Below are 13,233 nucleotides of genomic sequence, written 5' to 3'. Positions count from 1 at the left end.
ATACAAGGATACAGAACCATGCCGACATTCGATCTGCGGCTTTCCACGCTCCGTAGCGCGTATCGTGACGGGCGCCTCACGCCGCGCAAGCTCGTGACTGAACTGCTCGGAAGAGCGAACGCGCTGAACCCGGAGTTCAATCTCTTCATTCATATTCTGACCGAGAGCGAAGTCGCGCCATACCTCGACTGGCTCGAGAAGCAGGACTTCGAGCGTCTGCCGTTGTACGGCGTGCCCTTCGCAATCAAGGACAACATCGACCTTGCAGGAATTCAAACGACTGCGGCGTGCCCCGACTTTGCGTACATGCCGGAGGAGTCCGCGACGCTCGTCAGCCGACTGATTTCGCTTGGCGCAATTCCGATCGGGAAGACCAATCTCGACCAGTTTGCTACGGGTTTGAACGGCACGCGTTCGCCATACGGCAAATGCCGCAACAGTGTGCATCCTGACTACCCGTCGGGTGGTTCCAGTGCGGGTTCATCGCTTGCCGTTGCATTGGGCGTGGCGAGTTTCGCGCTCGGTACGGACACGGCGGGATCTGGCCGTGTGCCTGCCGGCCTGAACAATCTCATCGGACTGAAGCCGACGAGGGGCATCCTGTCGACGGCGGGTGTCGTCCCGGCCTGCCGCACGCTCGATTGCGTGACGTACTTTACGGTCACGGCTGGCGAGGCCAGCGAGCTTCTCTCATTGACCGCGCAAACCGACGCTCGCGATGCTTACAGTCGCAAAAATCCGCAGTGGAATTCGGCAAGCGCGTTCGGCAAGCCCACGTCGTTCCGGTTCGGGGTTCCGGCGCGCCTTGAATTCGCGGGATGCGATGAGAGTCCGGAACTGTTCGCAAGGGCGCGTGCTCGCCTGGAAGCAGCAGGCGGCGAGGCGGTGGAGATCGATTTCGAGCCCTTTGTCGAGGCCGCAAATCTCCTTTATCAGGGCCCGTGGGTTGCGGAACGCTACAGCGTGGCCGGCGAGTTGATGTCAGCGACGCCAGACGCCGTGCTTCCCGTCATTCGGGACGTGCTGGCCAAGGCGCCGGGTGCGACGGCGGTCGATCTGTTTCGCGCGCAGTATCGCCTGCAGGCGTTGAAGGCAACCTGCGATGCGGTGATCGATTCATTGGACTTCGTGCTGACGCCGACGTATCCGCGCCCTGTGACGCTCGCTGAACTGCAAGCGGATCCGATTGGGCCGAACTCATTGCTCGGCTACTACACGAACTTCATGAATCTGCTGGATTACGCGGCTGTCGCTACGCCAACAGCGTTCATGAAGAACGGACTCCCGTGGGGCGTGACGGTCTTTGGCCGCGCGTTCACCGACCAATATCTGCTGGGTGTTGCCGATGTGTTGCAGACGGCAAGCGGCATCGAATGCGTTGGCGGAAACCGGTTGGAGCCTTCCGCGCGGCGAGTAGCAGCCAACGACCGGATTCGTGTTGCGGTGTGCGGTGCTCACATGCAAGGTTTGCCGCTGAACAAGGACCTGGTTTCGCGAGGTGCGCAACGCATGCAGGTAACGCATACGGCAGCCCACTATCGGCTGGCCGCGCTGCCGGCTTCTGCGGATGGCACACGACGCCCCGGATTGTGGCGAGTTGCCGGGAACGGCTCCGGGATTGCGGTCGAAGTCTGGGAAATGCCGAGCGTCGAGTTGGGCTCGTTCATGGCAACCGTGCCGTCTCCGCTGGTGCTTGGGAAGGTCGAATTGTCGGACGGCTCGTGGGTGACAGGTTTCTTGTGCGAGCCCTATGGCGTGCTGTCGGGAACCGATATCTCCGAATTTGGCGGATGGCGGGCGTGGCTCGACAGCGAGCGCCGGCCCGACTGACCCTGCGAGACGGAACGCAATACCTGGGACGACAAAATCACCATGTTCGAATTGAGCTGTTTTTGCGCTTTAACGTTGGCTACACTTGCGATCGCTGTCCGGATGATAGCGCTCATCCACGCAGGCAATGACGACGCGACGATCTTTCTGGAAATGAAGCTGGCATTGCACGTCGCTTTGATCCTGCTTTTGGCCATGTCTTTCGACGTTGGGATTGAACCGGCATTTGTGTGGCTGCGCCAGGGGTTGCCCCATACCGATACGCTCGTAAACCGGACGATCGCAGCCATGCTCACCGGCTTGGCGTGCGTTGTAATCGTCATTGCCGTTCCATGGGCTATGGTTGCCTTCGAACGGCTGCGACGCGATTTGTCGACGTCTCGCAAGGTCACCAACGACTTGATTGAGCGACTCCGGAGCGGAGGGGAAGGGGCGGCGCTGATGTAGGACACCAGATGATGAGTCGGTCAAAGCGGCATCTACCCAGGAATGAACATTCCGACGGCCGCCACAGCCATCAACGCAGTCGCCGTCCAACCCCCAAATTTCAGGATTCCTGATATTGTGAATTTGCCCATCACACGATGACTGGTTCCCATCAGCATGACGACGATCATGACGGGTACGGCGGCAAGGCCATTGACGACAGCGCTCCAGTAAAGCGCTTTCACCGGGTCGAGGTGGCAGAACGTTATCACGACGCCGCCGAGGATGGCCGCGACGATGACGGAATAGAACTCACGCGCGAGAGTGAGATGCAGAGACAGGCTATTGCGCCAGCGGAACGCGCCCGCTGCGCCGTAGGCTGCCGAGCCGGCAAGCACGGGCAGCGCGAGTAACCCGGTTCCCACGATGCCCGCTGCGAACACCAACGCAGCGAAACGACCGGCAATAGGCGCGAGCGCCTTCGCCGCATCGGCGGACGTCTGGATGCTGATGTTGTGAGCATGCAGCGTTGCAGCTGCGGTCAACATGATGAAGAATCCCACGCCATTCGAGACACCCATACCGATCCAGGTATCGGCGGTGATCCTGTCGAGCTGGCGGTATGCGCGGAATGACGAGACCCAGCGCAACGGATGTTCGCCCGGCTTCGATCGAAGTTCCTCGACTTCCTGCGAAGCCTGCCAGAAGAACAGGTAAGGGCTGATCGTTGTACCAAGGACGGCGACGACAGTAGTGAGATAGTCCGCAGACAGCTGTACACGTGGGCGGACCACCGAAACACCGACCTGCGCCCAGTCGATTGGCACAACGAATGCCACCGCAACGTACGCGAAGAGTACGATGGTCAGCCACTTCAGAAAGCGGGCATAGCTTTCATAGGGAAGGCAGATCTGGAGGATTGCGGAAAACGCGCCCAGCGCGACCACGTACAGTTGTTCGGGGCCGCGCAACAGCAAACCGATGGCCGCGCCCATGGCCGCCAGGTCCGCAGCGATATTGATGGTGTTTGCGAGCGCGAGAAGGAGCACCAGAACGATCACGATCCAGCGGGGGCCAAAAGCCCGCATGTTGGAGGCAAGCCCTTTGCCCGTCACCCGTCCGATTCGCGCGCTGATCATCTGGATGGCGACCATCAGCGGATAGGTCAACAGAAGCGTCCACAGCAACGCAAAGCCGAATTTCGCGCCGGCCTGGGAGTAGGTGCCGATACCGCTCGGATCGTCGTCGGCACCGCCCGTTATGAGTCCGGGGCCAAGCCGCGATAACCATGAACGTTCCGTCCGATCGGTTACGGCGATCTCGGGTTCCAGTTTTTCGTCGTCGGCCACGGCGGTCTTCCTGCAGCGCTCGGGATGCGATGTCGCGACGGATCCGCAATTCCCGTGCCGCCCGGTATGGCGCGTTCAGGGCGCGACCCAGCAATCGACCCAGGTATCGCCCCGACGGGCATACAGCGCGCGTCGGTGACAGTCTGCTGCCGAGAGGTCCAGCCAGTCCAGGCGTGTGGGGCGCACCTCAACGACGCCGAAATGCCGCAGACCTTCGCCCGGTCCAGGAACGTGCGCCTCATCGAGTGCATCGTCAGCGTGGCTCATGGGGGTACCGGGCGGCAGACGCGTCCGGTAGGCGACCAGGTCATGGTCGGGACTGGACCTCCACGCATCGAGCCGGGCCTGCCCGTCGCAAAGGATTCGGGTTTCGCCAGACACGCGGACCTGCAGGTTGTGAACGGGGTCGACGCCGACGAGCGCGATTCGCGGCTCCCGTCTGAGTTCGGCAATCTTCGGCGAGCGCAGGTCGGTATGAAATGTAAGCACGTTCCGCGGTTCAATGGCACTCCGAAGCAGCACGGTGCGCACGTTCGGTGCACCATCAAGGCTTATCGTTGCCGCCTGCATGACCTTGAAGGGATGTTTGTCTTCACGTACAGCGGCAGCGAGGCAATCCCAGATGCGGTTGTAGATCTGTTCGAGGTTCATCGACGCGGCACCTTCAGCGTTCGCCCGCGAGCGCATGCGCCGCAACCATCTGGGCGTGTGGTCCGGCGCAAGGCGATAGTGCCATCGAACAGCGTGCCACACGATTCGATCATGACGAAAACTATGGTTCGCACTGCGACGTATGTCGATGGATCAACGGCCGAGTTCTTCTACGTTGCCCACTATGGCGAGCAGCGCTTGCCAGCCAAACAGCCAGCGTATTTGCTCGAAGCGTTGGCCGCCATCAGTGCTAATGCGCACGATCCGGCTGTCGGGGTAGAACGTCAGAATCGCGGGTGCTCCCTGTATCGTGCAGCGCGCATGGTGGGAAACGGGGGCGTTCATGTCTCGGATCCTCTGCACAGGTACGTTGTCGTGGTGTGCTGCGCGATAGATGGTCCAGGCCGGAGCGCATGACGCGTGCCCGCGGCGCGTGGTGACGGGTACCGGAGTTGCGCTTGTGCTCGCAGTCGGCTCTTCGCGGGCCGAGCCCGTGCTTGCGGATTTCGGGCGCAAGCGATGGGCAACCGAAAACGGCTAGAGGATCCCCATGATTGGCATCGTGATACCCGCACATGATGAAGAATCCCTGCTCGCACCATGTCTGCGGGCAGCGCTGACAGCGGCGCGCGATCCCGCGCTTCGGGGCGAACCCGTGTGCGTGATGGGCGAGATGAAAGCACACTGGTTCACGCGCGCCTTGTGCTGGCTTGCGACCATCGCTACCTGCGCAGCCCTGACCGGGCATGTCGTACTTCAGCTTCTTTAGATATGCCTGGCGCAGGGCTGCGGGGCCCCCAGCTGTGCTCGCGTGGTTTGCCCCGGCCCGTCTCAATGCCAGAACAGAGCGATGAGAATGATGATCGGGATCGGGACACCGAGCAGATACAGAAGAATCGAGCGCATGTCTGCCTCCTCGCAATTCGGAAAATTCAACGTAATAGCAACACGTGATGCTTGGCGCGGTCAAAATTCGCGCATGCGGCCGCCTATCGTCGCCATGAGGCTAGCGGCGAATGCGCCCATCAGCAGGGAAATAAAGAGCCACAGCGTCACGTGAACGGTCGCCCTACGGGCCGTTTCGGCGGCGGCGCGCGCCGCGCGGTCCTCGGCGTTCGCCTTTTCCTGCAGCCGCGACCAGGTGGTCGTGACGCGAGCGCGGGCATCCGTCGGCGCGAGCCCGGTTTGCTGGGCCACGATACGCGCGAGGTAATCACTGTCCTCCGGCGCAAGGGGGCCAACGGCAGGAAGACTGTTCAGGAAGATGCGCGTGATCTCCTGCTTCTGTGCCGCTTTCGCGAAGACGCGGTCGGCATCCGGCGCAGCCGTCGTCGTGTCTGGTGCGGTGGCGCCCGGGACCGGACGCAACATGCCGTCGATCAGATAACCCATCGGCCAGGTGCCATAGGCGGCGAGGGCATTGCCGCGGTTTGGCGTGCCGATGCCGCCCGTCATGCTCAGGCGCCCGGCGTTTTGAGCGCCGACGCTCGCGCCTTCACGCACTAGTCCGGAAACGGTCGACGTGAGAAGCGCGGCAGAGAGGAGGGTGGCGAGCGCCCAGGCGAGAAAACCGTGAGCCGTGTCGCGAAAGTGCGTTTCGTCGGTTCCGGTTTCTGGCCAGTGGTGGCGGAGTCGCCCCGCGAGGTATCCACCGAGACCGGCGGACATCACCTGCGTCACGCAGATCCAGATGACGGCCGCCACACCAAACGCCTTCGCATGCGCACCACTTCCGGGCCACGGCGACAGGGACGAAAGCCCGAGCCCCGTACCGAGCGTGAGCAGAATGAGGGAGAAGGCGGCCATGCCCACAGCGCCCGCCACGATCGCGCTCCAGGAAACGGCGGCGCGTGCGCGTCCATGGGGCTGCCCAACGGCGCGGGCCGCAGCGAAGTCGGTTCCCAGTCGGTCGATCTCTTCCATGACGCTCCTCCCTGTCGTGGGCTGTGTTCAACAACAAGTGTTCAGATGAGCGGCGTACCGTCCGTTACGGCGAGCGTGGCGCCCGACATGTAACTTCCGAAGTACCTCGTGCAACAGCATTTGCGACCCGGGCCGCGGCTCCTTGTTAGCGCACCGCGTGTGCCCGGGGATGAAAGCGCGCAGCGTTCGTTCTGCGGCATGGCGATTGCTGTTTCGGCGTGGCGATACCCGAAGGCAAGCGCTGCGCCGAACATGGCAGCAATTCATGCCCGGGGGCGCCCGTACAGGCGAGCAAAGGAGCGCAATCATGACTTCAGAAAAAGTGGAAGGCATTGCCAAGGAGATCGCTGGCGAAGCCCAGGAGAAGGTCGGTGCGGCGCTTGGCGATCCGGCCATGGAACTCGCCGGCACGGCGAAGGTGCTATGTGGCGAGTCTCGACAGCTCGTAGCCGACGCCGCCGTGGTAGCGCGAGAAGCGATCGCAGAAAGCCCTTTGCGTGTGCTGGGCATCACCGCTGCGATCGGCTTCGCGCTCGGGTTGTTGTGGCGCCGGAGCCGCGACTGAGCGCTCGCGGGACCAAGCCGGGGAACATCATGTCACTTCGTACGAAGCTCGATCGCTGGCACAACGTCGGAAGTTTCGCTGTACGGCGGCTGGCTGACTATGTGGAACTGCTGTCGATCGAAATTGCGGAAACCCGCGCGCGGCTTTTGCGCGAGTTCATTGCACTGGTAGCGTTGACGGTCTGCGCCTCGTTTACGCTGTCCTTCTTCTGCATTGCCCTGATCGTCTCGGCATTGAACACGCCATATTTCCTCCTGGTCGTCTGGGGCATCGCGATCGCCTGGCTGACGCTTTCGCTGATCGCGCTTCTGGCTTTTCGCGCGCCTCGCCCCACACAATCATTCGATATCCTGAGAGATGAGGTGCGAGCCGATCTCCAGTCGTTGCGCGAGGTCCTCAAATGAAACATGGGCTCGATCTTCGCCGCGCGCGCGAAACTGCTGTGCTGGTGCGCATGCAAGTGACTCGGGAACAGTTGTGCGCAGCAGACAGGGCGTTGCGCGCGGGTAGCATCCGTCGACCTGCCACGCGGGATGCCCGAAACCCTCGGGCGCTGACCGTGACGAACGTCGCGCACGCGCTGTACGACGCTCCGCGCGTGACGTTGCTGGGCTCGATTGTGTTGGCCTCATTGATGCTCGGCCCGAAGCGGGTCGTGCCCTTGGTCGTGCGCACAGGCCTGACGAGCTGGGTCTCGCGCAATGTCCGTGCGCTCGTGGGTCGGAACTAACCGCGACCAGGAGGCGTTTTCCGATACGCGCGATGCGCGAGGGTGAATGCGTACGACCCGTCGTCCAATCTTCTCGATTCCGCCTTCAGCGTGGCCGACTACGGCCTCGTTTGCGACCTGTACGGTTCACCCCGAAAGGTTCGTCTCCGACGCACCAGGCGATAGTTCTTCCTAGACTACCGTCATGTGCCCAACCCGCGACCGCGATCTGCCACCGCAGCCTCTTTCCCGCTATCGCAAAAAGCGGGATTTCCGTGTCACGCCTGAACCGGTGCCCTCGGCGGCCAGTCAGTCCGCTGACGTTTCACATCTGAGCTTTGTTGTTCAGAAGCACTGGGCAAGCCGACTGCACTACGATTTTCGGCTTGAACTCGACGGGGTGATGTTGTCGTGGGCCGTACCCAAGGGCCCGTGCTACGACCCGAAGGAAAAGCGGATGGCCATTCATGTGGAGGACCATCCAGTCGAGTATTCCAGCTTCGAGGGCGCGATACCGCGCAAGCAATACGGCGCCGGTGATGTGATTGTCTGGGACCGCGGAACATGGGAGCCCGTTGGCAAGCCCCAGGAGGGAATGCAGGCCGGCAAGCTCGTCTTCCGTCTCCATGGTGAAAAGCTTGCCGGACTCTGGGAACTGGTTCGCATATCGAAGCCCGGCGACAGGCAAGACCAGTGGATGCTGTTCAAGAAGCGCGATGCATGGGCGCAGCCGCTTGCTGAATACGATGTCATCAAGGCGCTTCCCGATAGCGTCACGGCGAAGCCGCTCGGGCTCATCGAGGAACGTGCTCCGAGGGTGGCGAGGCCTGCGCGCAGCGGGTCGTCGGAGATAGACCTTTCCGCGGCGGTGTCTGCTCCGTTGCCTGCCAGACTCGAGCCCCAACTCGCGACCCTGGCGCCATCGCTTCCCACAAGCGGTGATTGGGTAACGGAAGCCAAGCTCGACGGCTATCGCATGCTGTCCCGCGTCGCCAAAGGCCATGTGCGACTCATCACACGAGGCGGTCATGACTGGACAGCGAGGTTTCCCGCGCTTGCAGCAGAGGTCGAAGCGCTTGCGCTCAACAGTGCGTGGCTGGATGGCGAAATCACCGTCCTAAAAAACGGCCTTCCCAGTTTCGCTGCGCTGCAAGATGCGATCGACGGCAACGCGAATCAGGACATCGTCTACTTCCTGTTCGACCTGGTGTATCTCGACGGGAAAGACCTCAGGAAGGTGCCGCTATGGTCGAGGCGCATGCTGCTAGCGCAGCTTCTTCAAGATGCCGGCGAGCACATCCGGTTCAGCCAGGACTTTGAGGCGCCCCCTGCTCAACTGTTCGAGGCCGCCTCGGGCCTGGGCCTGGAAGGCCTCATGCTCAAGCGTCGCGACGCGCCCTATGAATCGGGGCGGACCCAGACGTGGCTCAAGGCGAAGTCCCGTCTCCGGCAGGAACTGGTCATCTGCGGCTTCACGGCCCGAGGCGGCAAAGACGGTGAGGTCGGCAGCCTGCTGCTTGGCTACTACGCAGACGGCAAACTTCGCGACGCCGGAAGCGTCGGCACCGGCTGGGACGCCAGGACCGCGCGGGACCTGTGGGCGCGGCTGACGCCGCTCGAAGTCGATGCGGCACCATTTGAAGTCGACGTCGCGAGGCCGCGCCGGTGGGCCCGGCGCTCTGCCGGCAATGAGCGGTGGGTTCGCCCTGAACTCGTCGCAGAGGTCGAATTCGCGGACTGGACCGCCGATGGCGTCATCCGGCAGGCCTCGTTCAGAGGCCTGCGCATCGACAAGCCGCCAGGCGGCGTCGTCCGGGAGGGTGGGAAGACGCAGGCGCCGGAACCGCAGCTGAAGCTGAAAATCACGCATCCGGAACGCGTCGTCGACCCATCGACTGGTATCACGAAGGCGGACCTGGTCCGCTACTACGCGAGTATCGCGGAGCGGATGCTGCCTCACCTGAAGGCCCGGCCCATTACGCTGGTCCGCGCGCCTGCAGGCATCGCCGAAGAACTGTTCTTTCAGAAGCATGCCGAGAGAACTGGCATGCCCGGATTGACGGCTCACGACCGCAGCCTCTGGCCGAATCATCCGCCCCTGTTGACCGTCGACTCGGTCGACGCGCTGCTGTCGGCGGCACAGATGAACGCCGTAGAGTTTCACACCTGGAATTCGACCGTTCGACGGCTCGACAAGCCCGACAGGGTCATCTTCGACCTGGATCCAGGCGGGGGTGTGAAATGGGGGCGCGTTCAGGAAGCGGCGCTGCTGGTTCAAACGTTGTTGTCGGAACTGGGTCTGCAAGCCTGGCTGAAGACGAGCGGCGGAAAGGGCTTGCATGTCGTCGTGCCGCTCGCCCCGCGGCTGGATTACGATGCGGTCAAGTCGTTCTCCCAGGCATTCGTGCGGCATCTGGCGAAGACGATTCCCGAGCGCTTTTCGGCAACTGCCGGGGCTTCTAACCGGGTCGGAAAGGTCTACGTCGACTACCTGCGCAACGGCAAGGCGCAGACTACTGCAGCGGCATTTTCCGCGCGGGCGCGACCCGGGATGGGAGTCTCGATGCCGGTCTCCTGGGATCAGTTGAATGACCTCAAGGGCGGGGCGCAGTGGACGGTCCAAACGGCCCGCGAGTACCTCAGCTTCCAGCAGCAGGACCCGTGGGCAGATTACTGGTCGGGGACGCAATCGTTGGCATCGGCGATAAAGCTCCTAAAATGAAACGACCGCTGGTCGGCGGCGGCACGTGCTTTGCGTAAGCGACGTGCCGAACGTGCACATCCGCGAGGAGAAGTCCATGCCCGCCCGCTCAATTGCTTCCCTGACGCTGTCCTTCGGGCTCGTTTCGATTCCGGTGAAGCTCTATACCGCCACCGAGAGTTCGTCCGACGTCCGGTTTCACATGCTGGCGCCCGACGGCTCGCGCGTGAAGCAGCAATACGTCTCCGAGAAGACGGGCGATGTTGTCGAGCGCTCGAGCATGAACAAGGGCTACGAATTCGAAAAGGATCGGTTCGTTGTCTTCACGAGCGAGGAGCTGAAAGCGCTGGAAGACGCTGCGAGCCATGTCGTCGAAATCATGGCCTTCATCCCGGAAGAGGCGATCAACCCGGTCTTCTACGACAAGGCCTACTACATTGCGCCCGACAAGCGAGGCGGCAAGCCGTACAGCCTGTTGCAGCAGGCGCTCGTGCAGAGCGGCCGCTGCGCGTTGGCGAAATGGGCGTCAAAAGGACGGACGCGGATCGTGCAGGTGCGCCCCGAAGAAGATGGGCTCGTCTTTCAGCAACTGCTTTACGCCGATGAGGTTCGCTCGCTGGCTGACCTGCATGTCGAACGTGTCGACGTATCCGATACCGAGATGAAACTCGCGCTGCAGATTATCGAGCAGGGTGCTGAAGACAATTACGACCCGACTGCGTATGAAGACGAAGAGAAGAAGCGCATCCTCGCGGCCATCGACGAAAAGATTGCAGGCAAGCAGGTCGTCGTTCACGAGGCCGACGAAGAGCTGGCTGGCGGTGGACAGGTGATCGACCTGATGGATGCCTTGCGCGCGAGTTTGAAGGGTGGCGCGAAAGCGAAAGCCGCTCCAGCGCCGAAGCGTAGCAAGACCGCGGAGCCCGTCACCGAGCTGCCTGTCGCGCCCAAAACGCGCAAGCCGCCGGCGCGTGCCGCCAAGGTACCCGCTGAAGCGCCTGCAAAGGTCCGGGCACGCAAGTGACGTCACAAGTCGCCGCGCGCGAGATTTCGATGCGCGAATTGGAGGCCATGCTGGGCGTTTCCCGGAGGGTGGTCTCAGGGCTCATTGCCGCAGGATTCGTGAAGCCGTCACGGGGACCCAGAAACACGTACCGCTTCACGTTTCAGGACGTCGTGCTGCTGCGTACGGCGTTGCAGTTGCGCGATGCGCGCATTCCGCCGCGCAAGATCATCATGGCTCTCACGCGGCTTAGAGACGAGTTGCCCGATGAGTTGCCGCTTACGGGGATTCGTGTATCGGCAGTCGGTAACGACGTGGCCGTGCGAACCGGCCCTTCGCAATGGGATGCCGCCACCGGCCAGTTCCTGCTGGATTTCGAGGTTGCGGAAATTAAAGGCGATGTCGTGTTTCTCGACTCGGCGCCTGCGCAGAAGAATCTCGCGCATCAGGCGCAGGAATGGTACGACCTCGGCGAGCAGTTGAGAGCATCGGATGTGAATGGTGCTGAACGGGCGTACAGGAAGGCCATAGCGCTGTCGCCACAACCTTTTTATGCTGCCTACGTTGACCTGGGCGCGCTGTTGTGTGAACTCGAAGCACGTTGCGATGATGCGCTGCAACTGTCGGACGAAGCGTTATCACACTTCCCCGACGATGCCGTGTTGCACTTCAATCGTGCGATTGCGCTCGAGGAGCTGGGCCGCTTCGAAGACGCTGAACGAAGCTATACACGCTGCCTCGAACTCGACCCGTCGTACGCAGACGCTCACCACAATCTGGCAATGCTGCTCGAAAGACGTGGCGATCCGCAGGGCCTCGTCCGCCATTTAAGCGCGTATCGTCGGCTGACTACCTAAACTCGTTGCGCCGATCAGCGCGACGGCAAGCCTTGAAAACTGCGGATGCGAGAACGGCAGATCGCGCACTTGTCGCACGAGCATGTTTGCATTGGGGTGAGCGTGCCAGGCCACCACGAGGACAACGAGTTCAAACGCACCGGTCAGTATCGCGATCCGGTCGACGCGCTTGTGCGAACCGGTGAGCACGACACCGAGCACTCAACCCATGTCAAGGCGCACAATGCAGCGAAAACCGATATGGCTCGTCGAAGTGTCGATGGATTCGGCATGGCGTGCCGCTGGACGGTAGCGGCGGCAATAGTTCGGTGCACAAAGGTGCGAACCGCCTTTTAGTACCCGGCGGGGAATGCGAATCTCGGGCTGACAGGGGTCGTAGCTCTGCGCTTCAGCGCCGCCGCGTGGGTTATGAGGAACGCAGCACGCCTTTTGCGCGTCGGCAGTGTGGCGCGTCGTCCAGAAGTCCGCGGTCCATTCCCACACATTGCCGATCATGTCGTAGATACCATAACCGTTCGGCGGAAAGGCCTTTACCGGCGAAGTGCGCTCGAAGCCGTCCCGCTTCAGGTTCTGGTGTGGAAAGGTACCCTGCCAGGTGTTGGCCATCGGCTTACCTGCGGGCGTGAACTCGTCGCCCCATGCGTATTCCGCGCCATCGAGGCCGCCACGCGCCGCGAATTCCCACTCCGCCTCGGTCGGCATTTCCTTGCCCGCCCACCTCGCATAAGCCTCGGCATCGCACCAGGCGATATGCACCACGGGATGGTCGTCCATTCCGCTTATCGAACTGCGCGGGCCGTAGGGCCTTCTCCAATTAGCACCGAATTTGAACTGCCACCATTGCGTCCAATCCTGAAGGTTGACGGGCGCCGCCGGCGGCGAGAAGACGAGGGACCCTGCCTGCAGCATGTGTGGGAGCGCGCCCGGATAGTCCTCTGCCCTGGGCGCGATCTCGGCGAAGGTCACGTAGTTCGTGGCTTCGACGAACTTGCCAAACTGGCGGTTCGTCACCGGCGTACGGTCGATCCAGAACCCGTCGACTCTGACCCGGTGGGCGGGCGCCTCCTCCAGGTAGTGCTGGTCCGAGCCCATGCGGAATTCGCCGCAGGGAACAAAGACCATATTGGCGTGCGGTTCCGCATGTAACCCCTGGACTTGCCTGGAAACCTGGTTCTGTGAACTCATGACACCCCGCAATTTTTTTCCGTTCAAGCCAGCC

The 13,233-nt window shown here is 62.2% G+C and carries 14 protein-coding genes; 8 read left to right on the top strand and 6 right to left on the bottom strand.

Features of this window, described 5'->3' with window-relative positions:
* The first annotated feature begins 18 nt into the window (after positions 1–18).
* Positions 19–1,830 carry an allophanate hydrolase gene (atzF, locus tag E1N52_RS04700; protein WP_133180657.1) on the top strand — a complete coding sequence of 604 codons (1,812 nt, stop codon included), beginning with the start codon at positions 19–21 and terminating at the stop codon, positions 1,828–1,830.
* 42 nt (positions 1,831–1,872) lie between these two features.
* Positions 1,873–2,277 (top strand): hypothetical protein, encoded by a 405-nt coding sequence (locus E1N52_RS04695; RefSeq protein WP_133180656.1) that lies wholly within the window; start codon positions 1,873–1,875, stop codon positions 2,275–2,277.
* Between the two features lie 32 nt (positions 2,278–2,309).
* Here the strand turns inward: E1N52_RS04695 and E1N52_RS04690 are convergent, their stop codons facing one another.
* From E1N52_RS04690 to E1N52_RS04670, 4 genes are all read right to left on the bottom strand, one after another.
* Positions 2,310–3,605, bottom strand: coding sequence for an Nramp family divalent metal transporter (locus tag E1N52_RS04690; protein WP_133180654.1), 1,296 nt, complete (start codon positions 3,603–3,605; stop codon positions 2,310–2,312).
* Positions 3,606–3,680: 75 nt separating this feature from the next.
* The gene (locus tag E1N52_RS04685; RefSeq protein ID WP_133180652.1) at positions 3,681–4,256 is read right to left on the bottom strand and encodes a pyridoxamine 5'-phosphate oxidase family protein; all 576 of its coding nucleotides are present in this window, start codon (positions 4,254–4,256) and stop codon (positions 3,681–3,683) included.
* A 153-nt stretch (positions 4,257–4,409) separates the two neighbouring features.
* Positions 4,410–4,601 (bottom strand): hypothetical protein, encoded by a 192-nt coding sequence (locus tag E1N52_RS04680; protein ID WP_133180650.1) that lies wholly within the window; start codon positions 4,599–4,601, stop codon positions 4,410–4,412.
* Positions 4,602–5,222: 621 nt separating this feature from the next.
* Entirely contained in the window at positions 5,223–6,179 is a 957-nt protein-coding gene (locus E1N52_RS04670; RefSeq protein WP_205965571.1) for a hypothetical protein, read from the bottom strand.
* A gap of 307 nt (positions 6,180–6,486) precedes the next feature.
* Here E1N52_RS04670 and E1N52_RS04665 point away from each other — a divergent pair, with 307 nt between their 5' ends.
* From E1N52_RS04665 to E1N52_RS04640, 6 genes are all read left to right on the top strand, one after another.
* The gene (locus tag E1N52_RS04665) at positions 6,487–6,744 is read left to right on the top strand and encodes a CsbD family protein (RefSeq protein ID WP_133180648.1); all 258 of its coding nucleotides are present in this window, start codon (positions 6,487–6,489) and stop codon (positions 6,742–6,744) included.
* Positions 6,745–6,773: 29 nt separating this feature from the next.
* On the top strand, positions 6,774–7,148 hold the full coding sequence (locus tag E1N52_RS04660) for a phage holin family protein (RefSeq protein WP_133180647.1): 375 nt from the start codon (positions 6,774–6,776) through the stop codon (positions 7,146–7,148).
* Positions 7,145–7,474 (top strand): hypothetical protein, encoded by a 330-nt coding sequence (locus E1N52_RS04655; protein ID WP_133180645.1) that lies wholly within the window; start codon positions 7,145–7,147, stop codon positions 7,472–7,474. The genes E1N52_RS04660 and E1N52_RS04655 overlap by 4 nt, the downstream gene beginning before the upstream one ends.
* 184 nt (positions 7,475–7,658) lie before the next feature.
* The gene (gene ligD, locus E1N52_RS04650) at positions 7,659–10,175 is read left to right on the top strand and encodes a DNA ligase D (protein WP_133180643.1); all 2,517 of its coding nucleotides are present in this window, start codon (positions 7,659–7,661) and stop codon (positions 10,173–10,175) included.
* Positions 10,176–10,251: 76 nt separating this feature from the next.
* Positions 10,252–11,178 (top strand): non-homologous end joining protein Ku, encoded by a 927-nt coding sequence (gene ku, locus E1N52_RS04645; RefSeq protein WP_133180642.1) that lies wholly within the window; start codon positions 10,252–10,254, stop codon positions 11,176–11,178.
* Between the two features lie 29 nt (positions 11,179–11,207).
* On the top strand, positions 11,208–12,014 hold the full coding sequence (locus E1N52_RS04640) for a tetratricopeptide repeat protein (RefSeq protein WP_205965570.1): 807 nt from the start codon (positions 11,208–11,210) through the stop codon (positions 12,012–12,014).
* Here E1N52_RS04640 and E1N52_RS04635 read toward each other — a convergent pair.
* Together E1N52_RS04635 and E1N52_RS04630 are read right to left on the bottom strand one after the other, a co-directional pair.
* A complete protein-coding gene (locus E1N52_RS04635) occupies positions 11,985–12,203 on the bottom strand; it encodes a hypothetical protein (protein WP_133180638.1) in 219 nt (72 codons plus the stop codon). The genes E1N52_RS04640 and E1N52_RS04635 overlap by 30 nt on opposite strands.
* Before the next feature lie 12 nt (positions 12,204–12,215).
* Positions 12,216–13,199, bottom strand: a complete 984-nt coding sequence (locus E1N52_RS04630) for a formylglycine-generating enzyme family protein (protein WP_133180636.1) — start codon at positions 13,197–13,199, stop codon at positions 12,216–12,218.
* Positions 13,200–13,233 lie beyond the last annotated feature (34 nt).

This window comes from Paraburkholderia guartelaensis (genome assembly GCF_004353905.1).
GTDB classification, from domain to species: domain Bacteria; phylum Pseudomonadota; class Gammaproteobacteria; order Burkholderiales; family Burkholderiaceae; genus Paraburkholderia; species Paraburkholderia guartelaensis.
This window is presented reverse-complemented; position numbering and strand designations above follow the sequence as displayed.